This is a genomic window from Delftia sp. DT-2, assembly GCF_028401915.1.
In the GTDB taxonomy this organism is placed as follows: domain Bacteria; phylum Pseudomonadota; class Gammaproteobacteria; order Burkholderiales; family Burkholderiaceae_C; genus Comamonas; species Comamonas tsuruhatensis.
Genome location: NZ_JAQOTI010000011.1, coordinates 24689 through 50462 on the forward strand (window position 1 = coordinate 24689; position 25774 = coordinate 50462).

The 25774-nt window shown below is 68.4% G+C and carries 25 protein-coding genes; 7 read left to right on the plus strand and 18 right to left on the minus strand.

Annotated elements, in window-relative coordinates; genetic code table 11:
• Positions 1-6 precede the first annotated feature (6 nt).
• Together PO605_RS20195 and PO605_RS20200 are read right to left on the minus strand one after the other, a co-directional pair.
• Positions 7-1056 carry an HlyD family secretion protein gene (locus PO605_RS20195; RefSeq protein WP_016448246.1) on the minus strand — a complete coding sequence of 350 codons (1050 nt, stop codon included), beginning with the start codon at positions 1054-1056 and terminating at the stop codon, positions 7-9.
• The gene (locus PO605_RS20200; RefSeq protein WP_272206794.1) at positions 1053-2513 is read right to left on the minus strand and encodes a TolC family protein; all 1461 of its coding nucleotides are present in this window, start codon (positions 2511-2513) and stop codon (positions 1053-1055) included. Before PO605_RS20200 ends, PO605_RS20195 begins: the two co-directional genes overlap by 4 nt.
• 283 nt (positions 2514-2796) lie before the next feature.
• Between PO605_RS20200 and argA the strand changes: the two genes are divergently transcribed.
• Positions 2797-4143: an amino-acid N-acetyltransferase gene (argA, locus tag PO605_RS20205; RefSeq protein ID WP_012206372.1), complete on the plus strand. Its 1347-nt coding sequence runs from the start codon at positions 2797-2799 to the stop codon at positions 4141-4143.
• A gap of 172 nt (positions 4144-4315) precedes the next feature.
• Here argA and bla read toward each other — a convergent pair whose 3' ends face one another.
• The gene (gene bla / locus PO605_RS20210) at positions 4316-5227 is read right to left on the minus strand and encodes a class A beta-lactamase (RefSeq protein WP_012206373.1); all 912 of its coding nucleotides are present in this window, start codon (positions 5225-5227) and stop codon (positions 4316-4318) included.
• Between the two features lie 109 nt (positions 5228-5336).
• Between bla and PO605_RS20215 the strand changes: the two genes are divergently transcribed.
• The 3 genes from PO605_RS20215 to PO605_RS20225 all read left to right on the plus strand — a co-directional run bounded on the left by PO605_RS20215 (position 5337) and on the right by PO605_RS20225 (position 7727).
• Positions 5337-6194, plus strand: coding sequence for a LysR family transcriptional regulator (locus PO605_RS20215; RefSeq protein WP_012206374.1), 858 nt, complete (start codon positions 5337-5339; stop codon positions 6192-6194).
• A gap of 93 nt (positions 6195-6287) precedes the next feature.
• On the plus strand, positions 6288-6959 hold the full coding sequence (locus PO605_RS20220) for a glutathione S-transferase (RefSeq protein ID WP_016453271.1): 672 nt from the start codon (positions 6288-6290) through the stop codon (positions 6957-6959).
• Positions 6960-7079: 120 nt separating this feature from the next.
• A complete protein-coding gene (locus PO605_RS20225; protein ID WP_016448251.1) occupies positions 7080-7727 on the plus strand; it encodes a LysE family translocator in 648 nt (215 codons plus the stop codon).
• 35 nt (positions 7728-7762) lie between these two features.
• Here the strand turns inward: PO605_RS20225 and PO605_RS20230 are convergent, their stop codons facing one another.
• From PO605_RS20230 to rpiB, 7 genes are all read right to left on the minus strand, one after another.
• Positions 7763-8719 carry a sugar-binding transcriptional regulator gene (locus PO605_RS20230; RefSeq protein ID WP_272206795.1) on the minus strand — a complete coding sequence of 319 codons (957 nt, stop codon included), beginning with the start codon at positions 8717-8719 and terminating at the stop codon, positions 7763-7765.
• A 45-nt stretch (positions 8720-8764) separates the two neighbouring features.
• Complete coding sequence (locus PO605_RS20235; RefSeq protein WP_047474998.1) at positions 8765-9886, minus strand: alcohol dehydrogenase catalytic domain-containing protein; 1122 nt, start codon at positions 9884-9886, stop codon at positions 8765-8767.
• A 48-nt stretch (positions 9887-9934) separates the two neighbouring features.
• The gene (locus PO605_RS20240) at positions 9935-10915 is read right to left on the minus strand and encodes an ABC transporter permease (protein ID WP_272206796.1); all 981 of its coding nucleotides are present in this window, start codon (positions 10913-10915) and stop codon (positions 9935-9937) included.
• A 48-nt stretch (positions 10916-10963) separates the two neighbouring features.
• The gene (locus PO605_RS20245; RefSeq protein ID WP_043790231.1) at positions 10964-11728 is read right to left on the minus strand and encodes a GolD/DthD family dehydrogenase; all 765 of its coding nucleotides are present in this window, start codon (positions 11726-11728) and stop codon (positions 10964-10966) included.
• A complete protein-coding gene (locus PO605_RS20250; RefSeq protein WP_272206797.1) occupies positions 11725-12780 on the minus strand; it encodes a substrate-binding domain-containing protein in 1056 nt (351 codons plus the stop codon). Before PO605_RS20250 ends, PO605_RS20245 begins: the two co-directional genes overlap by 4 nt.
• Positions 12781-12843: 63 nt before the next feature.
• On the minus strand, positions 12844-14346 hold the full coding sequence (locus PO605_RS20255) for a sugar ABC transporter ATP-binding protein (protein ID WP_047475159.1): 1503 nt from the start codon (positions 14344-14346) through the stop codon (positions 12844-12846).
• Positions 14347-14348: 2 nt separating this feature from the next.
• Positions 14349-14822 carry a ribose 5-phosphate isomerase B gene (gene rpiB, locus PO605_RS20260; protein ID WP_012206383.1) on the minus strand — a complete coding sequence of 158 codons (474 nt, stop codon included), beginning with the start codon at positions 14820-14822 and terminating at the stop codon, positions 14349-14351.
• A gap of 294 nt (positions 14823-15116) precedes the next feature.
• Here rpiB and dhaL point away from each other — a divergent pair, with 294 nt between their 5' ends.
• On the plus strand, positions 15117-16913 hold the full coding sequence (gene dhaL, locus PO605_RS20265) for a dihydroxyacetone kinase subunit DhaL (protein ID WP_047475158.1): 1797 nt from the start codon (positions 15117-15119) through the stop codon (positions 16911-16913).
• 3 nt (positions 16914-16916) lie between these two features.
• Here the strand turns inward: dhaL and PO605_RS20270 are convergent, their stop codons facing one another.
• The 7 genes from PO605_RS20270 to PO605_RS20300 form a co-directional block, all read right to left on the minus strand.
• Positions 16917-17423 (minus strand): disulfide bond formation protein B, encoded by a 507-nt coding sequence (locus PO605_RS20270; RefSeq protein WP_047475157.1) that lies wholly within the window; start codon positions 17421-17423, stop codon positions 16917-16919.
• Positions 17424-17521: 98 nt separating this feature from the next.
• Positions 17522-18649 (minus strand): sulfate/molybdate ABC transporter ATP-binding protein, encoded by a 1128-nt coding sequence (locus tag PO605_RS20275; protein WP_016448258.1) that lies wholly within the window; start codon positions 18647-18649, stop codon positions 17522-17524.
• Positions 18650-18685: 36 nt separating this feature from the next.
• A complete protein-coding gene (cysW, locus tag PO605_RS20280) occupies positions 18686-19684 on the minus strand; it encodes a sulfate ABC transporter permease subunit CysW (protein WP_016453281.1) in 999 nt (332 codons plus the stop codon).
• Position 19685: 1 nt separating this feature from the next.
• Entirely contained in the window at positions 19686-20591 is a 906-nt protein-coding gene (gene cysT / locus PO605_RS20285; RefSeq protein ID WP_013801696.1) for a sulfate ABC transporter permease subunit CysT, read from the minus strand.
• Between the two features lie 74 nt (positions 20592-20665).
• Positions 20666-21667 (minus strand): sulfate ABC transporter substrate-binding protein, encoded by a 1002-nt coding sequence (locus PO605_RS20290; RefSeq protein WP_026062880.1) that lies wholly within the window; start codon positions 21665-21667, stop codon positions 20666-20668.
• 157 nt (positions 21668-21824) lie between these two features.
• Positions 21825-22460, minus strand: a complete 636-nt coding sequence (locus PO605_RS20295) for an RBBP9/YdeN family alpha/beta hydrolase (RefSeq protein ID WP_047326869.1) — start codon at positions 22458-22460, stop codon at positions 21825-21827.
• A gap of 110 nt (positions 22461-22570) precedes the next feature.
• The gene (locus PO605_RS20300) at positions 22571-23500 is read right to left on the minus strand and encodes a LysR family transcriptional regulator (RefSeq protein ID WP_016453282.1); all 930 of its coding nucleotides are present in this window, start codon (positions 23498-23500) and stop codon (positions 22571-22573) included.
• A 175-nt stretch (positions 23501-23675) separates the two neighbouring features.
• Here PO605_RS20300 and PO605_RS20305 point away from each other — a divergent pair, with 175 nt between their 5' ends.
• Positions 23676-24314 (plus strand): FMN-dependent NADH-azoreductase, encoded by a 639-nt coding sequence (locus PO605_RS20305; RefSeq protein WP_016448263.1) that lies wholly within the window; start codon positions 23676-23678, stop codon positions 24312-24314.
• A gap of 412 nt (positions 24315-24726) precedes the next feature.
• A complete protein-coding gene (locus tag PO605_RS20310; RefSeq protein WP_272206798.1) occupies positions 24727-25131 on the plus strand; it encodes a hypothetical protein in 405 nt (134 codons plus the stop codon).
• A gap of 91 nt (positions 25132-25222) precedes the next feature.
• On the opposite strand, the gene PO605_RS20315 is transcribed toward PO605_RS20310, so the two are convergent.
• Complete coding sequence (locus PO605_RS20315; protein ID WP_016448265.1) at positions 25223-25771, minus strand: NADPH-dependent FMN reductase; 549 nt, start codon at positions 25769-25771, stop codon at positions 25223-25225.
• Positions 25772-25774: the final 3 nt, after the last annotated feature.

Sequence of the window (25774 nt, forward strand, 5' to 3'; positions counted from 1 at the left end):
GGCCGCTCAACGGCCGCCTTCCACGACCACGCTCATGCCGGGCCGCGCGCCTGCAATGGGCTGCTGCGGCCGCGCGCGGACCTCGAAGGTGCGCGCATCGAAGCCCTGGCCGGCGCGCGTGGCGCGCCAGGTGGCGAAGTCGGGCAGCACACCCAGGTAGTAGACCTCGAAGCCGGCCTCGCGGTTGTCCAGGCCCGGCAGGCGGCCGGTGAAGCGGCTGCCCTGGGCAAAGCGTGCAAGCTGGTCCTCGCGCACATTGAGCACCACCCACTGGTCGGCCAGGTCCACCACGGTGACCACGGCCACGCCCTGCGGGGACAGCTCGCCCTGGCGGGCCAGCACCTGGACCACCTCGCCGCCCACGGGGCTGCGCAGCTCGGTCTCGGCACGCGCAGCCTCCACCTCGGCGACCACGCCCTGCACCTGGCGTGCCTGGGCCTGGGCGGCACTGCGATCCTCCTGGCGCGCACCCGAAGCCGCCATTTCATATTGCGCGCGCGCAGCCAGCGCCTGGTCGCGCGAGGCGCGCCAGTTGGCATCGGCTTCATCGCGCTTCTGGGCCGCAACCAGTCCCTGGTCGAACAGGCTTTGCACGCGGCGCAGCGAGGTCTGGGCCAGGTCGGCGGCCGTCTGGGCGCGCTGCCAGTTCAGGCGCGCCATCTGCACTTCCTGCGGGCGTGCGCCGGCCTGCGCCTTGTCGGCCTGGGCCTGGGCGGCATCGCGCGCGGCCTCGGCCTGGGCCAGCTTGGCGCGCACCTCGGGGCTGTCCATCTCCACCAGCAGATCGCCGGGCTGGATCTTCTGGCCTTCGGTGACCCGCACCTTGGCGATGCGCGCCGTGACCTTGGGCGCGATGTCGGTCTCGCGTGCCTCCATCTGGCCCTGGAAATACAGGGGGGCGGGCTGCGCCGCACGCCAAAAGCCCCAGGCCACGAGCAGCAGCACGGCCAGCACGATGGCCAGGGCCAGCCAGGGGCGCCTGCGCCCCGGCGGCACGGGCGCGGGGCCGGGTGCTTCGGTGGCGCTGCGGGGATGGTCGGGCGTGGCTGTGCTCATGGTGCGTCGGGTGGGATCTGTATGTCGGCCTGGGCCATGAATCGGTCGAATTCCTCGCTCTGGCCCGTGCTCTCCAGCAGTGCGGCCAGGGCCTGCACATACTGGTTGGCCAGTTCGGCACGCTGGGTCTGGACCTTGGCGAGATTGAGGCTGGCATCGATCAGGTCCAGCGTGGTGCTGGTGCCTTCCCGCAGGCCGGCCTCGCGCAGCCGCAGCAGCTCGCGCGCAAGATCCTCCTGGGCCTGCTGGGCCTGGTACTGGCGGCGTGCCTGCTCCACGCCCAGCCAGTTCTTTTCGACCAGCAGCGCGATGTCGCTGAGCGCCTGGGCTCGGGTCAGCTCGGCCTGCTCGATCTTGCGCTGCGAGGAGGCGGCCAGCGCATCGCGGTCGATGCTGTCCCACAGCGTCCAGCGCACGGCCACGCCAGCCACCCAGTTGGGCTTGCCGCTGGTGTTGACCTCGCGCGAACCGAAGGCCAGCAGCTGCGGCCGGCGCAGCGCCTCCTGGGCGTCGTGCAGCGACTCGGCCTGGCGCTTCTTGGCCTGCACCTTGTCCAGACCCGGATGGTGCGCCTGGGCTGCAGCGACGAAGCCGTCCAGCGGCGGCAAAGGCCGGCTGCTGACGAACAGCGGCGTGCTGGGCAGCACCTGCCGCTGCGCCTTGACCGTGCGCGCCAGCGCCGCTGCGGCCAGGTCTGCGTCGTCGCGCGACTTGCGCGCCTGCTGTTCGGCATCGGCCAGCGCGGCACGGGCCTGCAGGCGTTCCAGCCGGGAGATCACGCCCGCCTTGAGCATGCTTTGCGCCGCCGCGTCATGCACGCGCACGCCTTCAAGCGCACGCTCGCGCAGCCGGGCCGCACGCTCGGCCAGCTGGGCGCCGAAGTAGCGCTGCACCAGCAGCGAATGCAGGGCGTGGCTGCTGCTGGCGGCATCGGCCAGGGCTTCGTCCGTGGCAGCGTCCAGGCCGCTGCGCACCGCATCGGACAGGCCGCCCAGGTACAGCGGCCAGACCAGGGACAGGCTGGCCGAGGCATTCGTGCTCTTGCGCTGCAAGGCATAGGAGGTGGGCAGTTGCGGCAGCGAGGGAATGGCCGGCCCCACCGAGGGCGGCAGCTGGCCGAGGACGCCGTCCAGGGTGCGCCGCGCAGGATCGAGATCGATGTCGGCATTGGCCGAGTAGCGGTAGCCCAGGCCCGTGATGGCCACGGAAGGCCCGCCCAGCCCCTGCGTACCCTGGCGTCTGAGCCGCGCGCTTTCCACGGCCTTGGCCGAGGCGGCCAGTTGGTCGGAGCCCTCCAGCAGCGCCTGGCGGGCCTGCACGAAGCTCATCGCGGCGGCGGCCTGGGAGGCCGGAGCCTCCCCTGCAGCCTGGGCCGCCCCTGCGACCATGCCCAGCGCCGCCAGCCACGGCAGCCACGGCAAAACGCGCGCAGGCCGCGCAAGCAACGGAAAAAACATGGAAGCGCTCAATGGCATGAATGGGGGCGCCTTGCGTGGTTCACCGATGGTGGCGAAGCTTACACGGGCTTGCAGGCGGGCCCCCGTCGGACAAGGTCCTGTGCCTTGTGCCGCCGGCACCGTGCAGCAGGGTCGATTTGCGTGGCGTTCCATCCCATTTCTGTGCGCAGGTGCCGCGCCATGCCGCTACACTGGCGCCTGCCTGCGCGAGCATGTCCTGGCGGACCTGTCCGCAGGCCTTTTTTTTCTGCCCGGCATCGGCCCGATGCCCCGACTGACCACCATGTCCACCGTCTTCAACTTCACCTTCGTCCCCTGGTTCCGGTCCGTGGCTCCCTATATCCACAAGTTCCGACACCAGACCTTTGTGGTGGGACTGACGGGCGAGGCCATCGCATCGGGCAAGCTCAGCTCCATCGTCCAGGACCTGGCCATGATCCAGGCCATGGGCGTGAAGATCGTGCTGGTCCATGGCTTCCGTCCCCAGGTCAACGAACAGCTTGCCGCCAAGGGCCATGAGGCCCAGTACTCGCGCGGCGTGCGCATCACCGACTCCGTGGCGCTGGACTGCGCCCAGGAAGCCGCTGGCCAGCTGCGCTATGAGATCGAGGCCGCCTTCAGCCAGGGCCTGCCCAATACGCCCATGGCGGGGGCACGGGTGCGGGTGATCTCGGGCAACTTCCTCACGGCGCGGCCCGTGGGCATCGTGGACGGCGTGGATTTCAAGCATTCGGGCCTGGTGCGCAAGGTCGATGTCAGCGGCATCCGCAGCGCACTGGACATGGATGCCATGGTGCTGATGTCGCCCTTCGGCTTCTCGCCCACCGGCGAGGCCTTCAACCTGAGCATGGAAGAGGTGGCCACGCGCGTGGCCATCGAGCTGAAGGCCGACAAGCTGATCTTCATGACCGAGGTGCCGGGCATCCGCATGGACCCCACGGGCCCGGCCGATGAGACCAACCCCATCGACACCGAGCTGCCGCTGGCCACGGCCCGCCGCATGCTGGCCGAGCTGCCCACGCCCGAGCAGCCCACGGACACGGGCTTTTACCTGCAGCACTGCGTGCATGCCTGCGAGCACGGCGTGGAGCGCAGCCACATCCTGCCCTTTGCGATTGACGGCGCGCTGCTGCTGGAGATCTATGTGCACGACGGCATCGGCACCATGATCATCGACGAGAAGCTGGAAGAGCTGCGCGAGGCCACGCCCGACGACGTGGCCGGCATCATCCAGCTGATCGAGCCCTTCGAGAAGGACGGCACCCTGGTCAAGCGCAGCCGCACCGAGATCGAGCGCGACATCGCCCACTACACCATCATCGAACACGATGGCGTGATCTTCGGCTGCGCCGCGCTCTACCCCTATCCCAGCGCCAGGACGGCCGAGATGGCGGCCGTCACCGTCTCGCCCAAGAGCCAGGGCACGGGCGACGGCGAGAAGCTGCTCAAGCGCATAGAGCAGCGCGCCAAGGCCCAGGGCCTGGACAGCCTGTTCGTGCTGACCACGCGCACCATGCACTGGTTCATCAAGCGCGGCTTCCAGCCCGTGGACCCCGACTGGCTGCCCGAGGCGCGCAAGGCCAAGTACAACTGGGACCGCAAAAGTCAGGTCCTGGTCAAGAAGTTGTAACCCCCTGAGGCGCTGTGCGCCTTCCCCCTCACGAGGGGGGCATACGGGCGGCCGGCGACACCCTCGGTGCGGGGGCGGCGCGGCCGGCCCAGGCCCTTCCTCGGTGTCTCTCGTCTTCAGGCCGCGCCAATTTTTTTGAAATCGCCCAAATCAAGCGACATGGTGGCGCAACTCAGCCTTGCACTGCTGCCTGCCAGCGTGCGGCCGCCTTGCCGGCCGCTGCCAGCGCCGCATCGCGCTGTGGCGCGTCGGCCGGGCATTCGGTGAGGTAGCCGGTCACCAGCAGCGGTGCGCTTTGCGGCGTGGGCCAGGCGATGACGGCATCGTTGGCCGTGCCGCGATCGCCGGTGCCCGTCTTTCCACCCACGCGCCAGCCGGCCGGCATGCCCGCGCGCAGGCGCTTGTCGCCCGTGCGGCTGGCCACCAGCCATTGCTGCAGCAGGGCGCGGCCATGGCCGTCCAGCACCGATCCCAGCAGCAGGCGCTGCATGCTTTGCACCATGGCCAGCGGCGTGGTGGTGTCGCGCTCGTCACCGGGCAGGCCTTCGTTGAGCTCGGGCTCCATGCGGTCCAGGCGCGTGGTCTCGTCGCCGCTGGCGCGCAGCCACTGCGTCAGCGCCTGCGGTCCGCCGCTGGCGTCCAGCAGCAGGTTGGCGGCCGTGTTGTCGCTGAGCACCACGGCGGCCTCGCACAGCTCGGAGATGGTCATGCCGCCGCCGTCACCGGCACGCGGGCCGCTGGCCGGCGAGTAGGGAACCAGCCGGGAGCTGGCGTAGTGCACGCGGCGCGACAGGCGCTCATCACCCTGCTGCACGCGGTCCAGCACCTGGGCGGCCAGCAGCAGCTTGAAGGTGCTGCACATGACAAAGCGCTCGTCGCCGCGGTGGTCCACGCTGGCGCCCGACTCCGCCTCCAGCACGGCCACACCGAGCCGGCCGCCCACACTTTTCTCGATGCGCGCCAGCTCGGTCCTGAAGGCCTGGTCGGCAGCCCCCTGTTTTTTTGATGGCAGGGCGCAGCCTGCCAGCCCGGCCGCCATCCAGGCGGCCGCGCCGCCCGTCATCAGAAAATCGCGTCTTTGCATTGTTTTTCCTTTTCAGTTGCAGATCGACAAACGCAACGATAGCGCCGCGCCCAATCTGCGACCAGCGTGAATAATTGGCAGCATCCCTTAGAAAAACTATTGGCTCACCATGCAACTGCCCCTCAATGCCCTGCGCATGTTCGACGCGGCCGCGCGCCATCTCAACCTGACGCGGGCGGCCGACGAGCTGTGCGTGACCCAGGCCGCCGTCAGCCAGCACATCCGCAACCTGGAGGAGCGCCTGGGCAAGCCGCTGTTCCGGCGCCTGCCGCGCGGCCTGGCGCTGACCGACGAAGGCCATGCGCTGTGGCCTGCCGTGGCCGAGAGCTTTGCGCGCATAGAGCATTCGCTGCAGCAGGTGGCCGAGCCGCGCCCGCGCGAGGTCCTCACCGTGGGCGTGGTCGGCACCTTCGCCATCGGCTGGCTGATTCCCAGGCTGGGCCAGTTCCAGCAGCAGCACCCCTACATCGACCTGCGACTGCTCACGCACAACAACCGCGTGGACCTGGCCGGCGAAGGGCTGGATGCGGCCGTGCGCTTCGGCGACGGCGCCTGGCAGGGCACGCGCGCCGAGCTGCTGCTGCGCGCGCCGCTGACGCCCATGTGCACCCCGGCCCTGGCCCAGCGCCTGCGCCAGCCGGCCGACCTGGCCGGGCAGACGCTGCTGCGCTCGTACCGCCTGCAGGAATGGGAGAGCTGGTTCGCCACGCTGGACCAGAGCGCGCCGCTGGCGCGCGGGGCCATGTTCGACTCCTCGCTGACGCTGGCCGAAGCGGCCGCCCAGGGAGCAGGCGTGGCCCTGCTGCCGGCGCGCATGTTCCAGCACCTGCTGCAGCAGGGCCGGCTGGTGCGCCCCTTCGAGCAGGAGGTGGACACGGGCGCCTACTGGCTGACCCACCTGCGCTCGCGCGCACCCAGCGCGGCGCTCAAGACCTTCAGGCAATGGCTGCTGGCGCAGCTGCAATAGCCACGGACGCCCGCGGCAAGACCCGCAGGCCTTCCGACTTTGGCCCCGGCGCTATCATCTGCCGCTTTTGGCCCCTAGCCCCGCTCCCGCTCCATGACCCAGACCCTGCCGGTTCTCTACTCGTTTCGCCGCTGCCCCTACGCCATCCGCGCCCGCCTGGCGCTGGCCCATGCCGGCCTGGCCTGCGAGCTGCGCGAAATCAACCTGCGCAACAAGCCGCAGGCGCTGCTCGATGCATCGCCCAAGGGCACGGTGCCCGTGCTGGTGCTGGAGGACGGCCGCGTGATCGAGCAGAGCCTGGATGTCATGCTGCACGCGCTGCGCGCCAATGACCCGGATGGCTGGCTGGCACCGACCAGCGGCTCGCTGCAGGACATGCTGGCGCTGATCGAGCGCAACGACGGCTTTTTCAAGCACGCCCTGGACCGCTGCAAGTACCCCGAGCGCTATACGGCCGAAGAGGTCAACCACGCCCAGGCCGATGCCCTGACCTGGCTGGCCGAGCTGGACGACCAGCTGGAGGCCACCGGCTACCTGTTCGGCCAGAACCCCAGCCTGGCCGACATGGCGCTGCGCCCCTTCGTGCGCCAGTACGCGCGCATCGACGAGTCGCAATGGAACGAGCAGCCCTGGCCGCACCTGCAGGCCTGGCTGCAGCGCTGGATCGATTCGGCCCTGTTCGCCGAAGTGATGGAAACCTACCCGGGCTGGGTACCCGGCACGCGCGGCCCGGTCTTTGCCGCCGGCGGCGTGGGCAGCGACTGACGCCTGCCCGCCCCGTGTGCCCTGCCCCGTGTGCCCTGCCCCGGGTCGGCAGGGGCTGCGCAAGGCAGGCAAAGCTGGCACAGTGGCAGGCTGTTGCCAACCGCATGAGCCTTCGCCGACATGACCCTCGCCACCCTGCTCGTCTTCTCCCTGGTCGCGCTGATCGCGATCATCACCCCCGGTCCCACCGTGCTGCTGGCCCTGGCCAATGGCTCGCGCCACGGCGTGCGCCGCGCCCTGCCGGGCATGCTGGGCGCCGTGCTGTCGGACTTCGTGCTGGTCGGCGCTGTCGCGCTGGGCCTGGGCGCGCTGCTGGCGGCCTCGGAGTTCTGGTTCTCGGTGGTCAAGTGGGCGGGAGCGGCGTACCTGGCCTGGCTGGGCCTGCGCATGCTGCGCAGCCAGGGCGGATCGCTGTCGGCACCCCAGGGTGGCGGCAAGGCAGAGACTGGCGCCGACGGCTACAGCGCCCGCACCGTGCTGCTCAAGTCGTTCCTGGTCGCCGTGACCAATCCCAAGGGCTACCTGTTCTGCTCGGCCCTGCTGCCGCAGTTCATCGACCCGGCGGCCGCCCAGGCGCCGCAGTACATCGCCATTGCGCTGGTGTTCGCGCTCATCGATTTCCTGGTGATGCTGGCCTATGCCTTCGCCGGATCACGCGCCGCGCGGCTGCTGCGCGGGCGGGCCGTGATGTGGCTGGACCGCCTGTGCGGCGGCATGCTGCTGGCGCTGGCAGGCTCGCTGGCCTTCTACCGCCGCGCGTCGAACTAGGCGCGCCGCCCAAGAGCCGCGCCTCCCCCGCTGCGTCAGCGCGTCGTCCCCATGACATCGTCCAGCTGCAGCACGGCCGCCGCGTTGGCCGTGGTGGTGGCAAGGGTGTCGATGGCGCCGGTGCGCAGGGCGCCCAGGATGGCCGTGACCTTGCTGGATTCGGCCGCCACGGCGATGACGTTGGGTATGCGCAGCAGGTCCTCGCGGCTCAGGCCGATGACGCGGTCCTGCATGGGGGTTGCGGCAGGCTGGCCGTGGATGTCGATGAAGTCGTAGCCCATCATGTCGCCCACCGTGCCCGCGCGGCGGGCGTCCGAGATCTCCTGCGCGGAAAACCAGCCCATGCGGGCCATGTTGCTGTCCACGCTGACATCGCCCACGCCGATGAGGGCGATGTCGGCACGGCGCGCCTTGTCCAGGGTGTGCCTGACGGTGTCGTTGTCCAGCAGCGCCTTGCGCAGTTGCGGATCGCCCACCAGGGCCGGCGCATAGAGCGATTCGGACCTGCCGCCAAAGCGCGCGGCCAGGCGGCGCGCGATGTGGTCGGCGTTCATCGCCTCCCCGCCACGGTAGGAGCCGCCGATGGCGCTGACGAAGTGGCATTCCCGCCGTGTGGCGGACAGGGCGTGCTCGGAGACCGAGGACACGTTGCGCCCCATGCCCACGGCCACGATGGAGCCATCGACCAGGATGCGCTCCAGCTCGCTGGCCACCAGCCCTGCCAGCAGTTCGCGCTGCCGGTCGGCATCCTTGTGGTCCACCGCGATCAGCGCGCGCTTGATGTGAAAGCGCTCGGTCAACTGCCGCTCCAGGTCGGCGGAAACCAGCGAATGCGGCCGCACGCGGATCTCGACAATGCCCTCTTCCTGCGCGCGGCGCAGCAGCCGCCCGACGGTGGCGCGCGAGATGCCGAACTCCTTGGACAGTTGGTCCTGCGTGCATCCATCGACGTAGTACAGGGTCGCCAGTCGCGTCAGGTCGCTTTCAGTCAAGGGTGCCTCCAAGGGTGCCGGGAAAGGCGCGCAGTGTAGCGCCGCTCACCGGGCCTCGCCAGCGTGGGGCAGCAGCAGGACCTTGACCGAGTCCATGGAATCGGCCACCCGGATGGCGCTCTCCCAGTCCGACAGCGCATAGCGGTGGGTGACGATGCCCTCGGAGGTGACCAGCCCGCGCGCCAGCAGGTCGATGGCGATGGGGTAGCAATGGGCGCTCAGGTGGGCGCCGCGCAGGTCCAGCTCCTTTTCCTCGCCGATGATGGACCAGTCCACCGTGGTCTCGCGCCCGAAGACGCTGAACTCCACGAAGCGGCCGAGCTTGCGCACCAGGTCCAGCCCCTGCGTCACGCCCGAGGGCGCGCCCGTGGTCTCTATGTACACATCGCAGCCATAGCCGTCGGTCAGTGCGTGCACGATGGCGCGGGCATCCTCGCGCGCGGGGTTGATGGTCACGTCGGCGCCGCAGCGGCGTGCCAGCGCCAGGCGCTGGTCCGACAAGTCCATGACCACCAGCCGGCGCGGCGTCTTCAGGCGCGCCACCTGGGCCATGAGCAGGCCCAGCGTGCCCGCGCCGGCGATGACCACCACATCATCGAGCTGGATGTCGCCGCGGTTGACGGCATGGATGGCGCAGGACAGCGGCTCGGTGATGGCCGCATCCTCGAAGGCCACGCTCTCGGGAATCCGGTGCACCACGGCGCGGGCGGACAGGCGCATGTACTCGGCCATGCCGCCATCGGCCACCTGGCCCTGGAAGCCGTAGACATCGTGTACCTCGCACATCCAACGAAAGCCGGTCCTGCAATAGCGGCAGGCATGGCAGGGCACGATCTGCTCGGCGATCACCCGGTCACCCAGCTGCACGCCGTGGTGCTCCTGCGCGCCCTCGCCCACCTGCACCACATGGCCCCAGAACTCGTGGCCCGCGATCACCGGCGGGCGCACATAGGCGGGGCGGCCTTTTTCCGGATCTCCCCAGAAGCGCGGCGCGCCAGCCCAGCATTTGCAGTCGCCCGCGCAAATGCCGCAGGAAGCCACGCGGATGACCAGCTCGCGCGGCCCGGCCTGCGGACGTGCGACGCGTTCGAGCCGGTAATCCCTGGGGCCGTGGCAGACCACGGCCAGCATGTTCGTATCGGCGGCGTCAGGCAGGGTGTTTTGCATGGAACTCTCCCGGGTTGCAGATGGTGGACAGGACGTGGGCGCAGCGCTTCATGCCCTGCGGCGCGAACTGTCGAGCAGCACGGCGCCGACGATGATCACGCCCTTGATCAGCTGCTGGTAATACGAGGACACGCCCAGCAGGTTCAGCCCGTTGTTGATCACGCCGATGAGCAGGACGCCGACGACCGTGCCGCCCAGGCTGCCCGTGCCGCCCGACAGGCTGGTGCCGCCGATCACCACGGCCGCGATGGCGTCCAGCTCGTAGGACACGCCGGCCTGCGGCAGCGCCGCCGTGGTGCGCGACGCCAGCAAAATGCCGGCCAGTCCCGCGAGCAGGCCGCTGACCACATAGACCAGCAGCACGATGGCGCGGGTGTTGATGCCACTGGTCTTGGCGCTGCGCAGGTTGCCGCCCACGGCGTAGATGTAGCGGCCATACACGGTGTAGCGCAGCACGAAGGCGAACACCGCGACGGCAACGGCAAAGATCACGATGGGCATGGGCACGGGTCCCAGCTGGCCGGCGCCGATGGCAAGAAAGCCGTCGGGCAGCTCGGACACCGGCATGCCGTCGTTGTAGATGTAGGTCAGGCCGCGCGCCGCACTGAGCATGCCCAGCGTGGCCACGAAGGGCGGCACCGCGAACCAGGCCACCAGCAGGCCGTTGACGCCGCCCAGCAGCATGCCCACGCCCAGCCCGGCGCCCACGCTCACCGCCAGCCCCTGGCCATCGGCCGCCAGCCAGGCGCCGACCATGCCGGCCAGCGCCAGGATGGCGCCCACCGACAGGTCGATGCCCGCCGTCAGCACCACGCACGTCATGCCGATGGCCAGGATGCCGTTGATGGAGGTCTGGCGCAGGATGTCGGCCCAGTTGCCCCAGGTCATGAAATGGGGGTTGGCCAGCGCCAGCGCCGCGCACAGCGCAACCAGCGCGATGACCACGCCGTAGCGCTCGCGCAGGCTGCGCAGGTCCAGCGCGCGCCGCCCCAAGAGCGGCGGCGAAGATGCGGCTTGAAGATTCGTCATGGAGGACTCCCGCGTTGATGGAAGAAAGGCGTGGGGCCGGCAGGCCGCTCACTGGATGGAGTAGCCCCCGTCGATGACGATGTTCTCGCCCGTCAGCATGCCGGCGTGCGTACCGGCCAGGAACACGGCCAGCCGCGCCACCTCCTCGGGCTGCGCAAAGCGGCCCGTGGGGATGAGTGCCCGCATGGCCTCCCCCACCTGCCCGGCCCAGGCCTTGCGGCCCAGCGGCGTGTCCACCACGGTCGGCGAGATGGCGTTGACGGTAATGCCGTCCGTCGCCCACTCCAGCGCCAGCACGCGCGTCAGCCCCACCAGGCCCGCCTTGCTGGCGCAATAGGCGGCATGGCGCCGGAGCGCGACCACGCTGGCCTGCGAGGCCAGGTTGATGATGCGGCCGTGGCGCTGGCGGCGCATGGCCGGGGCCACCGCCTGGGCCAGCAGCAGCGGCGCCGTGAGGTTGACCGCCAGCGTGCGCTCCCACGCCGCCTCGCTGATTTCGCCGGCCGGCTCCAGCAGCGCCACGCCGGCGCTGTTGACCAGGATGTCGATGCGGCCCGTGGCCTCCAGCACCGTGGCCACCGCCTGCTCCACGCCCTCGGGCCTGGTCACATCCACCGCCAGCGCCAGGTGGCGCCTGGGCTCCGCCAGGCTGGCAGCGGCCACGTCCAGTGCCTGCCGCTCCAGGTCCAGCAGGACGACACGCGCACCGCCTTGGGCGAGCTGCCGGGCAATCGCCAGGCCGATGCCGCCCGCGCCGCCGGTGACCAGGGCCGTGCGGCCGTCGAAGTCCCGCTCCAGGCCGGCGGCGCTCATTTGCGCACCTTCTGCAAGAAGGCGTCGGCATTGGCGGGCACGATGGCGGTCCAGGGCACCTCGTAGGATTTGGCCGTGCCATCGCCCCAGGGCATGGCCTGGGCATACTCGCTCCATACCACCGAGCGCGGCCGGTAGGACGGGCCGACAAGCTGGCGCAGCAGCACATCCAGCGCGCCCTGCGCCTGGGCCTGGGCATCCTGGAAATTGGTGGTCATCTCCCCGCGCTTGACGGCCGTGATGGCGGCGGCCACGCCGTCCACGCCCACCACCGGGATGGTCTTGATATCGATGCCCTTGGTCTTGATGGCCTGTACCGCGCCCAGGGCCTCGTCGTCGTTCTGGGCGATCACGCCCTGGATCTGGCCCGGGAATGCGGTCAGCCAGTTCTCCATCAGTCCCATGGATTCGGCGCGCGACCAGTTGGCGGTCTTGCGCGCCAGCACCTTCACGTCCTTGTGGCGGGCCAGCACCTCGTCATTGCCGCGCGCCCGCTCGATCTGTGCCGACTGGCCTATGGGCCCCTCGATGACGACGATATTGCCCTTGCCGCCGATGGCCTTCATCAATGCCTCGGCCTGCATGCGGCCGGCCACCACATCGTCATTGCCCACGTAGGAGGTCAGCACATCGCCCTGCACGCGCGTGTTGGAGCCCACCACGGGAATGCCGGCCTTCACCGCCTTGTGCACGGGCGCCGCGCCCGCCTTCAGGTCGATGGGCACGAAGAGGATGCCGTCGTACTTCTGCGTGATCATGGTGTCGAACTGGTTGCTCTGCGTCAGCGCGTCGTAGTTGCCGTCGAACACGGTGATCTGCACCGTGCCGTCCTTCACGGCCGGATGCGCCTTCAGCTCCTTGGTCCACATCTGCATGAACTCGCCCTTGAGCCCATAGACGGCCGCGCCTATGCGGTAGGGCTTGGCCGGCGCTGGTGCTGGTACTGGTGCCGCCAGCGGGGCCGGAGCCTGGGCCCGGACCTGCGCTGCGGCCAGGAACAGCCCACCGGCAAGCGCGGCTGCAAGCACGGTGGTGAAGCGGAAAAACGGCATGGTCATGTCTCCTGTGTGTTGTGAAAGGCAAGGGGAAAAACGCTGCATGGGCATCGCCCGGGCTCAGGACGCGAGGTGCATCAGCGCCTCCTGCGTGATGCCGTGGCCGGCCACCACGCGGTCAAGCCGGCCTTTGCGGAAGATGGCGATGCGGTCGCTCAGCTCCAGCAGCTCCGGCGCCTCGGACGACACCACCACCACGGCATGGCCCTGCGCGGCCAGCGAGGCCAGGAAGGCGTACACCTCGCGCTTGGCACCTTCGTCGATGCCGCGCGTGGGCTCGTCGCACAGCAGGCAGACGGGATTGGTGGCCATGCAACGGGCCAGCACCACCTTCTGCTGGTTGCCGCCGCTCAGGCCCGAGACCGGCATGGCCGGGCTGGCCAGCTTCACGCGCAGGCGCTGCAGCAGGCCGCCCACCAGCACGCGCTCTGCCGCGCCATCCACCACCCCGGCGCGCTGCAGGCCTGGCAGTGCGGGCAAGCTGGCGTTGAAGCGCACCGAGGAGCTCATCACCAGCCCCGTGGCCTTGCGGTCCTCGGTCACCAGGGCCAGGCCCGCCTTGATCGACGCCGCCGGATTGCCGCGCGGCAGGGGCCGTCCGTCCAGGCTCGCCTGCCCCTGGTCGGCGCGCGTGAGGCCGTACAGGCAGTTGAGGAATTCGCTGCGGCCCGATCCCATCAGTCCGTAGATGCCCAGCACCTCGCCGGGGGCAACGTCCAGGCTGATGTCCTCGAACTCGCCCCGGCGCGTGAGCCCCTGCACCGACAGCAGCAGCTCGCCCTGCGCCGCAGCCCTGCGCTCGCTGGCGGCAGCGCGGACCTCCCGGCCCACGATGAGCTTCACCAGCTGCCGCCGGTCGATATCGGCCAGCGCGCCGGTCTGCACGAAGCCGCCATCGCGGAACACCGTGTAGCTGTCGGCAATGGTGAAGATCTCCGTCAGGCGGTGCGACACGTAGAGGATGCCGGCGCCCTGCGCGGTCACGCGGCGTATCGCGTCGAAGAGGATGGCGGTCTCGCTTTCGCCGATGGCCGAGGTGGGCTCGTCCATGATGATCAGCTCGCTTTGCCGGCTCAGGGCCTTGGCAATCTCCACCAGCTGGGTCTGCGCCAGGCTCAGGCGGCCCATCTGCGCGCGCGGATCGATATCGAAGCCCAGCTGCCTGAGCAGCGCATCCGCCTGCTCCAGCAGCGCGGCATGGCGGACCACCATGCCGGCGCGCCGGGGCTCGCGGCCCAGGAAGATGTTCTCGGCCACGCTCATGCCCGGGATGGGCGACAGCTCCTGCGTGATGATGGACAGGCGGTGCGCCAGCGCCTCGTGCGGCGTGGCGAAATCCACCGGCCGGCCCTTGAGCAGTATCTCGCCGGCATCGCGTCGCAACAGGCCCATCACGATGTTCAGGAAGGTGGATTTGCCTGCGCCATTGCCCCCGCACAGCGCGTGCACGCTGCCGGCCTGCAGCTCAAGGCAGCCGTTGCGCAGCGCAGGCACGCCGCCGAAGCTCTTGGCCACGCCGCGCGCCTGCAGCAGTGCGGTGCCGGTGCTGGTGCCGGTGTCCATGGTCACGCGCCCTGCCCGCGCCCGGCCGCGGCGGCCTGCGAGCGTTCGAAGCCGGTGATGGCATCCACCTTCAGGGCCGAGCTGCCGCCATCGAAGCGCGATGCGAGGAAGCGGTCCACGATGGCCTTGGCCAGCTCCACCCCGATCACGCGCGAGCCCAGCGTGATGATCTGCGCGTCGTTGCTGCGGCTGGCGCGCTCGGCCGAATAGGTGTCATGGGCCTGCGCGGCGCGGATGCCTGCCACCTTGTTGGCCGCAATGGCCATGCCTATGCCCGTGCCGCACAGGAGAACGCCGCGCTCATGGCGGCCCTGGACGATGGCCTGCGCCACCGCGATGCCGATGTCGGGGTAGAGCACCGGCTCGCCGTCATGCGTGCCGAAGTCGGCCACTTCGTGGCCCTGGGCCAGCAGATGCTGCTTCACGGCGTTCTTGAGGTCGCAGGCGGCTTCGTCGCAGCCGATGGCCAGCTTCATGGCATCCCCTTCATTACAAAAGACCATCACATGATCATTTGATCAATGTTTTACGAGAGTCTTCTCAATCGAAGAGCAGTTGTCAAACAACGATAGCTATGTGAGCCGGCAAGATTAGTACGTAACCCGTTGAATTTTTTACAAAATTCATCAAATCCTATCGTTTTCCCTTGGCTATTGAACAGCCAAAAGGCATTGACACGCCAATTTCAACAAATCAAAAATGACCACTCAATGATCATATGAACAGTCTTCGGCACACCCGCCGGGACTGCACCTGGAGGAGACAAAGGCATGACGACCAACCGCGTGATCAACGACCCCGACCGGGTGGTGGAGGACATGCTCCAGGGATGGATCGCCGCCCATGGCGACACCCTGCGCATCGACGCGGGCAACCCCCGCGTCGTGCGCCTGCATGGCGCGCCACGCAGGGGCAAGGTGGGCATCGTGACGGGCGGCGGGTCGGGGCACGAGCCGGCCTTTCTGGGCTATGTGGGCGCAGGCCTGTGCGACGCCGCCGCCGTGGGCGAGGTCTTCTCGTCCCCCACGGCCAGAAGCTTCTACGACGCCATGCGCGCGGCCGATGGCGGCGCCGGCGTGGCCTGCCTGTATGGCAACTACGCGGGCGACAACATGAATGTGGCCATGGCCGTGCAGATGGCCGCGGCCGAAGGCATGGCGGTCAGGACCGTGGTGGCCAACGACGACGTGCCTTCAGCCGCGCGGGGCGACGAGGCCAGCCGCCGCGGCGTGGCCGGCGAGATCCTGATGTGGAAGGTGGCGGGCGCCCGGGCGGCCATGGGTGCCAGCCTCGACGAAGTGATCGCCCTCGCCCGGCACGCCATGGCCCGCACGCGCAGCATCGGCATCGGCCTGTCGGCATGCACCATTCCCGCCGTGGGCAAGGCCAACTTCCATATCGAGCGCGGCAGCATGGAGGTGGGCATAGGCCACCATGGCGAGCCCGGCATGTCCGTGCACCGCACGGCCACGGCGGCCGATATGGCCGAGCGCATGCTGGACACCCTGCTGCCCGACCTGCCCTTCTCCCCGGGCGACCGCGTGGCCGTGCTGCTGTCCGGCCTGGGCGCCACGCCGCTGATGGAGCAGTACATCCTCTATGGCGAGGTGGCCCGGCGCCTGCAAGAACGCGGCATTCAGGTGGCCTTCCGGCTGGTGGGCAATCTCTTCACCTCGCTGGAGATGATGGGCATCACGCTCACGCTGATGCAGCTGGACGACGAGCTGCTGGCCTGCCTCAACACGCCCTGCCAGTCAGTCGCCCTCACCCTGGCCGGCGGGCTGCCGCCCCAGCCGCAGGACGCCATTCCAACGCCGCCCTCTGTTCCGGCACGGACGCCGGCACAGGCGCAGGAACAAGCACAAACCGCCCGCCCCCCAGCCGCAAGGCGCACCAGCCAAGGGCCGGCCATCGCGCTCGATGGCGCGGGCAGCATCGTGCGCGAGCTGATCACGGCCATCGTCGGCCACCGGGAGTTCCTGAGCGAGATCGACGGCCTGATCGGCGATGGCGATCACGGCATCAACATGGCCAAGGGCTTTTCCGGCTGCGGCGCACGGCTCGATGCCATGGACGCCGGCCAGGCGGCGCAGCTGCCTGCGGCGCTGCAGCAGCTGTCCCAGGCCTTGATGGACGATATCGGCGGCTCCATGGGCCCGCTGTACGGCAGCTTCTTCCAAGGCTTCGCCGATGTTCTTGGGCCGGAGCAGGAGATGGATGCCGCCCTGTTCGGCCAGGCGCTGGCGCGGGCCGTCGCCGATGTGCAGGAGATGGGCAAGGCCCGGGTGGGCGACAAGACCCTCATCGACACGCTGGCCCCGGCCCTGCAGGCCTACCGGCAATCGCTGCAGGCCGGCGCCGGTTTCCGCGAGGCGCTGCAGGCCATGGAGGCCGCGGCCGAGGCAGGCAAGGAATCCACGCGCCACCTGCAGGCCCGCATCGGGCGCTCGGCCCGGCTGGGGCCGCGCTCCATCGGCGTGCTGGACGCGGGCGCCACGTCCTGCTGGCTCATCCTGAGCACCCTGGCGCAGTCGCTGCAGCGGCGACTGGCGCAAGCCTCAGCCTAGGGCTCAGCGCCTGCGGGCAGCGCCGCGCACCAGCAGCACCAAGACGGCCAAGCTCATGATGGCGAAGCAGATGAAGGACCAGTTGGCGATGGAGCCGCCCAGGAAGCTCCAGTCCACGGCAACGCAGTCACCCGAGCCACGGAAGATCATGGGCACGGCACGGCTGATGGAGTAGTTCTCGATCATTCCGTAGAAGTCGCGGCCGCAGGTGGCGAACTCGGGCGGATACCACTGCAGCCAGCTCTGGCGCGCGGCGACGAAGGCGCCAAAGCCTGCGGCGACCAGCGCCGCGATGCCCCAACCCATCAGCCAGCCGCGCCCGCCGCGTGCGCTGCCCAGGCCCGCGAAGATGGCCACGCCGATCAGCGCGTAGCGCTGCACGATGCACATCGGGCAGGGCTCCAGCCCGACCACATGCTGCAGATACATGCCGAAGGCCAGCATGGCCACGCAGGCCAGGCTGATGAGCGCCAGGATGCGGCGCGGAGCGTTGTCAAACCATTGAAGCATTCTTGTCTTTCGTCACCCGGTTGAATGAAATCAGGGCTGCGGCGCCGGCCCGGCGCTGCAGCCCTGTTCAGCGGGTGCAGGAAACCGTTGCCACGCCGTCAGATGCCAGCCGCCTCGTCCAGGAACACCTTGGCGCGGCGCGGTGTCACCACCAGGGTTTCCCCCTCGCGCAGCGCCATGTCCCTGAACTGCTGCGCAGGAATCTGCGCCTCGATCAGGCCACCCTCTTCGGCATTGTCCGTGCTTTCGGTGCTCTCCGATGGAATAAGTTCCAGGCGCGCAATGGGCCCCACGACGATGGCGCGGGCCAGCTGCACGACGATGCCCGTGGGCCGTCCCTGGACGTCCAGGTTCTGGCCGGGCGAGTAGCGCTCCACCTCCAGATCGTGCGGGCGCACATAGGCGAAGGCCTTGCTGTCGCTGGCGCCCTTGGCGTCGTGGCTGTCCAGCTGGGTGCCGTCGTCCAGGTAGACACGGCCATCGCTGGCGCGGCCCTTGAACAGGTTGACATCGCCCAGGAAGCCGTAGACGAAGGGCGTGGCCGGGTTGTCCCAGACCTGCTGGGGCGTGCCTTCCTGCTCGATGCGGCCCTGGTTGATGACGACCACGCGGTCGGCCACTTCCAGTGCCTCTTCCTGGTCGTGGGTCACGAAGATGGAGGTCACATGCAGCTCGTCATGCAGGTGGCGCAACCAGCGGCGCAACTCCTTGCGCACCTTGGCATCCAAGGCGCCGAAGGGCTCGTCGAGCAGCAGCACCTTGGGCTCCACCGCCAGGGCGCGGGCCAGCGCGATGCGCTGGCGCTGGCCACCCGACAGCTGGGACGGAAAGCGGTCCGCGATCCAGTCCAGCTGCACCAGCTTGAGCAGGCTCATCACCTTGTCGCGGATCTGGGCTTCGCTGGGGCGCTGGCTGCGGGGCTTCACGCGCAGGCCGAAGGCCACGTTCTCGAACACCGTCATGTGGCGGAACAGCGCGTAGTGCTGGAACACGAATCCCACGTTGCGCTCGCGCACATGGACGTCGGTCGTGTCTTCGCCGCTGAAGTGGATGCTGCCCACGTCGGGCGTCTCCAGGCCCGCGATGATGCGCAGCAGCGTGGTCTTGCCGCAGCCCGAGGGGCCGAGCAGCGCGATGAGTTCGCCGGACTGGATGTCCAGGCTCACATCGCGCAGGGCCTGGAAATCGCCGAACTGCTTGCTGACGTTGCGTATTTCAATGCTCATGGTCTTGCTCTTGCTCTTTTCTGGTCGGGGCGGGCCTCAGGACACCTGCGGCACACGGGATGCCTGGGAAGCCGGCGTGGGGCGCTCGGGAGGCAGCTCGGCTGCGGCCTTGGCCTGGTGCTCGGCACGCCACTCGGCCACCGACTTGATGACCAGGGTCACCAGGGCCAGCAGAGCCAGCAGCGATGCGGCAGCGAAGGCGGCAACGGACTGGTACTCGTTGTAGAGGATCTCCACATGCAGCGGAATGGTGTTGGTCTGGCCACGGATGTGGCCCGAGACCACCGACACCGCGCCGAACTCGCCCATGGCACGCGCATTGCACAAAATCACGCCGTACAGCAGGCCCCACTTGATGTTGGGCACGGTGACCTTCCAGAAGGTCTGCCAGCCCGTGGCGCCCAGCACGATGGCGGCCTGCTCCTCGTCGCTGCCCTGCGCCTGCATCAGCGGGATCAGCTCGCGCGCGATGAAGGGGAAGGTCACGAAGATGGTGGCCAGCACGATGCCGGGCACGGCGAAGATGATCTTGATGTCATGCTCGGCCAGCCAGGGGCCGAACCAGCCATGGGCACCGAACACCAGCACGTACATCAGGCCCGCCACCACGGGCGAGATCGAGAACGGCAGGTCGATCAGCGTGATCAGGAAGGCCTTGCCACGGAACTGGAACTTGGCAATGCACCAAGCCGCCGCCACGCCGAACACCAGGTTCACCGGCACGGCGATCAGCGCCGTGATCAGCGTCAGCTTGATGGCCGACCAGGCATCGGGCTCTTGCAGGCCGGCGACATAGGCATCCCAGCCCTTGCGCAGCGCCTCGGTGAACACGGCCGCCAGCGGCAGCACCAGGAACAGGCCGATGAAGGTCAGCGCAATGCCCGTGAGAATCCAGCGCACGGCGCGCGGCTCGGTGGTGGAGAGCTTTTCACGCCGGCCCTTCGGGGGCGCCGTGAGCCTGTACAGCACCAACACGGCGACCAGCACCGCGCCAATGATCTTGAGAAGCAATGCTTCCTGTGGAGACAACGCCATCTCAAGCCCCTCCCGAATGCTTGCGCTGCCATGCCTGCAGCGCGTTGATGACCAGCAGCATCACGAAGGAGAACAGCAGCATCACCACGGCCACGGCCGTGGCGCCTGCGTAGTCGTATTGCTCCAGCTTGCCGATGATGATCAGCGGTGTGATCTCGGAAATCATGGGCATGTTGCCCGCGATGAAGATGACCGAGCCGTACTCGCCGATGGCGCGCGCGAAGGCCATGGCAAAGCCCGTGAGCAGCGCGGGCGTGATGGCCGGCAGGATCACCTTGTAGAAGATCTGCCAGCGCGAGGCGCCCAGGCTGGTGGCGGCCTCCTCCAGCTCCTTCTCCGAATCCTCCAGCACAGGCTGCACCGTGCGCACCACGAAAGGCAGGCCGATGAAGATCAGCGCAATCACCACGCCGTTCGGATTGAAGGCCAGCTGGATACCGTAGGGCTCCAGGTACTGGCCCACCCAGCCATTGCCGGCCAGCAAGGCAGTCAGCGAAATGCCGGCCACGGCCGTGGGCAGGGCAAAGGGCAGGTCCACCAGGGCATCGACGATCTTCTTGCCCGGAAACTTGTAGCGCACCAACACCCAGGCGATCAGCAGGCCGAACACCAGGTTCACGCAGGCCGCCGCAAACGAGGCGCCAAACGTCAGCCGGTACGAGGCCAGCACGCGCGGCGAGGCCACGGCCTCCCAGAACTGGGGCCAGGTGAGCGAGAAGGTCTTGAACAGCAGTGCCGACAGCGGGATCAGCACGATCAGGCTCAGATAAAACAGCGTATAGCCCAAGGTCAGCCCGAAGCCGGGCAAAACGCGCTTGGCGCCGCGCCCCTTGCGCGCCGCACCGGACGGTGCGGGCACAGGAGCGTCGGCGCCAGGCCTTGGGCTGGTCGGAACGGCAGACACCATGTTGGATTCCAAATCAGCCAGTGTGGGGAGGGAGCCTCAGGCGGACTTCGCCGCCTTCATGCCTGCTTGCGTGCTTACTTGCCGGGGACGTAGATCTTGTCGAACTGTCCGCCGTCGTTGAAGTGCACCTTCTGGGCTTCGGACAGCGAGCCGAAGTACTTGGCCACGGTGAACTGCTTGATGGGCTTGAACACGTCGGCGTGCTTCTTGAGCACGGCCTCGGAGCGGGGACGCAGCGCGTGCTGTGCGGCGATTTCCTGGGCTTCGTCGGAGTACAGCCAGGCCAGGTAGTCGTGCGCCAGCTGGCCCGTGCCCTTCTTGGCCACGGTGCGCTCGACCACGGCCACGGGGTTCTCGGCCACGATGGACACCGAGGGATGGACGGCATCGACCTTGCCCTTGCCGAATTCGCGCTCCACGGAAACCACTTCGGACTCGAACGTGATCAGTACGTCGCCGATGTTGCGTTGCAGGAAGATGCTGGTCGCATCGCGGCCGCCCTTGCCCAGCACGGGCACGTTCTTGTAGAGCTGCTGCACGAACTCGGCCGCCTGCGCATCGGTGCCGCCCTTCTCGCGCACCGAACCCCAGGCCGCCAGGTAGGCGTAGCGGCCATTGCCGCCGGTCTTGGGATTGACCACCACGACCTTCACGTCGGGACGGGTCAGATCGCTCCAGTCCTTGATGTTCTTGGGGTTGCCGTTGCGCACCAGGAACAGCATGGTCGAGGTGGTGGGCGATGCGTCATTGGGGAATTTCTTGGCCCAGTCCTTGGCGACCACGCCGCTGTCGGCCAGGAACTGCACGTCGGTCGTGGTGTTGAAGGTCACCACATCGGCAGCCAGGCCGTCGTTGACGGCGCGCGCCTGGGCGCTGGAGCCGCCGTGCGACTGGTCCACCTTGATGTCCACGCCCTTGGTCTTCTTGTAGTGGGCGACGAAGGCGGCGTTGTAGTCCTTGTAGAACTCGCGCGCCACGTCGTAGGAGACGTTGAGCAGCTGGTTCTGCGCCGATACGGTTCCTGCGGCGGCCAGCGCCAGGGTGGCCAACAAAGTCTTGAGCTTCAAAGAATGCATGGTTCGCTGCCTTTTATTAGTGGACATCTCTGCGGTGGATTCACAGACAGTCACATTGTGCGAACGCTGGCTTAAAACTCAAAAGAATATATTTTTGTTTGTTAATGGCCTGCTTCCATATAAGAAGCCTGGCCTACCGTCTTCGCCAGCGGCCACCTCACAGCCCGGCGGCCCAGGGGGCGCCCGCGCCTGCCGGCACCGCTGCCCGTGCACCGGCAACGCGCGGCGCACGCACGGCAGGCCGGGGTTGCGCGGGCTGCCAGCTGTCACCCTGCATCAACGACTGCAGCAGCGCCAGGCCCAGGGGCCAGTCGCCGAAACCCGATTCGACATTGATGTGTCCCGCGTTCTGCAGCCGCACGAACTCGCTTCCCCAGGCCCGCGCATAGGCGCCGGCCCGGCGGATCGGACAGTAGGGATCGTTGCTGCTGGCCACCAGCACGCTGCGGTAGGGCAGCGGCGCATAGGGCACGGGCGCAAAGTCGGCCAGCTGGGCACGGCGCTCGGGATCGGCCGGCGCCACCAGCAGCGCACCCTGCACGCGGGCGCTGGCCTCGGGCCCCATGTGCGCGGCCGTGATGCAGCCCAGGCTGTGGGCGGCCAGCACCACGGGCTCGGGCCGGGACAGCACCAGTTGCTCCAGCGCGGCCACCCAGGGTTCGCGGTGCGGCACGAGCCAGTCGTCCTGTTCCACCCGCTCGGCATGCGGCAGCTGCTGTGCCCACAGGCTTTGCCAGTGGTCAGGGCCGGAGTTGCGCCAGCCGGGCACGATGATGATGCGGTGGGGATTCATGGGTTCTCCTGGACTGTCCATTGCTGGACATGGGCCCCGATTGTGGAGAACGCCGCCGACGATCCCAACGAACGATTTGTTGTTTTCTTATGGCGTGGCGGGGTGCAGCCTCAGCGCACCGCCGGCTCGCGCGTGGCGTGGCTGTTTCGCCCCGGCACGGTCTCTCCCAGGAAGTCCAGGAAATGCCGCACGGCCGGCGCCAGGCCGCGCCGCGAGGGGAAGACCGCATGCACGATGCCCTGCGGCGGCTCCCAGCCCGGCAGCAGATGGACCAGCCGGCCTTCGGCCAGTTCCTCATGGCACATGTAGTCGGGCAGCCAGCACATGCCGCTGCCGGCCAGCGCCGCGAATTTCAGCGTCAGCAGGTCATCCACCACGTAGCGCGGCTGCAGTTGCAGGCGTTGCTCGCGGCCTTCGGGGCCGACCAGCAGCAGGCTGGACTGGCCATCCACCGCCGACATGGACATGCTGTCCAGGTGCTGCAGGTCGGCCAGTGCACGCGGCGTGCCCTGGCGCTCCAGCAGCTCCGGGCTGGCAACGAGGATCTGGCGCGCCACATCCAGCCGCTTGACGACCATGGAGCCGCTGTCCTCCAGGCTGGGGCGCACGCGCAGCGCCACGTCGATGCCCTCCTCCACCAGGTTCACGGGCCGGTTGGTCACCTGCATCTCCACATGCACCAGCGGGCAGCGCTGCAGGAACTGGGGCATGAGCTCGCCCAGCACGGTCTGGGCCAGGGTGACGGGGCAGCTCACGCGGATGGTGCCGCGCGGCTCGGTCTGCACCTCGGCCACGGTGTCGGCGGCGGCCAGGGCCGCATCGCGCATGGCCTGGCAATGGCGCAGATAGGCCTCGCCCACCTGGGTCAGCGAGAGCTTGCGCGTGGTGCGCTGAAGCAGGCGCACTCCGAGCCGGGCCTCCAGTTCGGCCACGCGCCGCGACAGCCTGGACTTGGGTATGCCCAGCGCCCGCCCGGCAGAGGCGAAGCCGCCGCGCTCCACGACCTCGGCGAAGTACAGCATGTCGTTGAGATCCATCATGTCGCTCGTCCCTCCCTGTGCTCATTGGCTGCAAATTCAGGACAATCTATCGCAATTTCTGCGGCTTATCAAAGACTCTGTCCAAATTCACAATTGATCCCATCGTCGGCCCTACAAGCTTTCCCGAATGGCCGATCCCAACCGCGATCCCAACCGACATCCCAGGAGCTTTTCCATGCAAGTGCTGCACATCGACTCTTCCATCACCGGCGCCGCTTCGGTGTCCCGACAGCTGACCGCCCAGACCGTGGCTGCCCTGGTCGCCGCCAACCCCGGCGCCAAGGTCGAGTACCTGGATCTGGCCGTGAACGCCCCCGACCACCTGAACGCAGTGTCCATGGGCTTTCGCACCGGCCAGGCCGCCACGACGGAAGCCGAGCGCGCACAGAACGCCATCTCCGAAGCCCTGGTGAGCCAGTTCCTGGCGGCCGATGTGGTCGTGGTCGGCGCTCCGTTCTACAACTTCACCATCTCCAGCCAGCTCAAGGCCTGGATCGACCGCATCGCCCAGGGCGGCCGCACCTTCCGCTACACCGCAGCCGGCCCCGAAGGCCTGGCCAAGGGCAAGAAGGTCATCGTGGCCTCCACGCGCGGCGGTGTGTACTCCACCAGCGAAATGGGCCAGGCCCTGGAGCACCAGGAAAGCTACCTGAAGACGGTGTTCGGCTTCCTGGGCATCACCGATGTGAGCATCGTGCGCGCAGAAGGCGTGGCCATGGGCGATGAGTCCAAGGCCAAGGCCCTGGAATCGGCCCGCAACGACATCGTGCGTGCAGCGGCTGCCGCCAATCAGGAAGCGGCCATCGCCGCCTGATTGCGGATCGCGGTCAGCCGAGGGCTGTACGCCCAAAGAACAAGCGCCTGGGTTTCGGCCCCGGCGCTTTTTCTTTGGACGGCGCCCGAGAGCGACCGGCCCCGGGCAGCCCGGATTGCTCCCGATGGACTGGTGCGAATAAAAGAGGTATCCGCCCTAGCGCCTCCTTTGAAAAATGCAATGCGCTGCGCGCTTTTACAGACACACGAAGCTGTTAGGCTGAACCATCACCGCCATATTCGCGGCTTTGTCCGACACGAACCGACTGCATTTCAGAAAGCCGGCGGACCTGCCGATATCCAGGCAGCCTCATTGCATTCACTGCCTTCCATCCATGCCAGCCACAAGTCCCCGCCCCCATGTCCGGCCCCGCGGCCCTGTCCATGCCCGCCCTCCGTCCGATGAAAACCTGGTGATCACGGTGATCGCCGTGTCCCTGCTGGCCATCACCGTGGTGGGCATTGGTGTCTACCAGTTCCTGCAGTACCAGCGCGAGCAGGATCAGGAGCAGCTCAATTCCCGCGTGTACCGCAGCTATGTGCGCAACACCGACGAGGCACCTGCGCCCGAGGAGCCCGATCAGCCCGCCGCAGCGCCCACCCCCGCCAAGCCCAGCCAGCGGCAGCTGAACCAGGAAATGACGCGCAAGCTGCTGGCCCATCCCGGCGTGACGCCCGGTGCCGGCTTTTCGGCGCCCGGTGTCAAGTCGACCGGCGTGGTGATCATCGACGCCATCGACCAGGCCCAGGCGCGCGAGAAGGCGTCGTCCGCCGCGCGCCCTGCTGCGGCGATTGCCAACCCGTCTCCCGCTTCCTGACGCGTCCTGACCTCTGCGCTCACAGGAGCTGCAACGCAAAAGCCCGGCATTGCCGGGCTTTTTTGTGTCTTGAGCGGCCTTGCCGCACCGCTCACTGGTGCTTGCGCGCCCAGGCCGCGAACTTCTGCACGAAGCCGTTCACGAAGTCGCGGCTGCCGGCGCCAATGGAGCCGTCTTCGGCAAACAGGCCGTCCTTGGCCTGGATGAAGATTTCGGGCTGGGCCAGCGTGGGCATGTCCAGGTAGGCCAGCACATTGCGCAGGTGCTGCTGCGCCAGCGCCGTGCCGATGGCACCCACGGAGACGCCGGCCACGGCAGCGGGCTTGCCGGCCCAGACGCTCTTGCCGTAGGGGCGCGAGCCCTGGTCCAGCGCGTTCTTGAGCACGCCGGGAATCGAGCGGTTGTACTCGGGCGTCAGGAACAGCACGGCCTGGGCCGACTGGATCTGGGCGCGGAACTGCTTGACCACGTCCACCTCATTGCCGTCATGGTCCTGGTTGTACAGCGGCAGGGCATCGATGGCGACCTGCTCGAAGACCAGGCCTTCGGGTGCCAGGCGCGCAATGGCGTCGGCGAATTTGCGGTTGAAGGAATCCTTGCGCAGGCTGCCCACGATGACAGCGACCTTGATCTGGCTCATGCA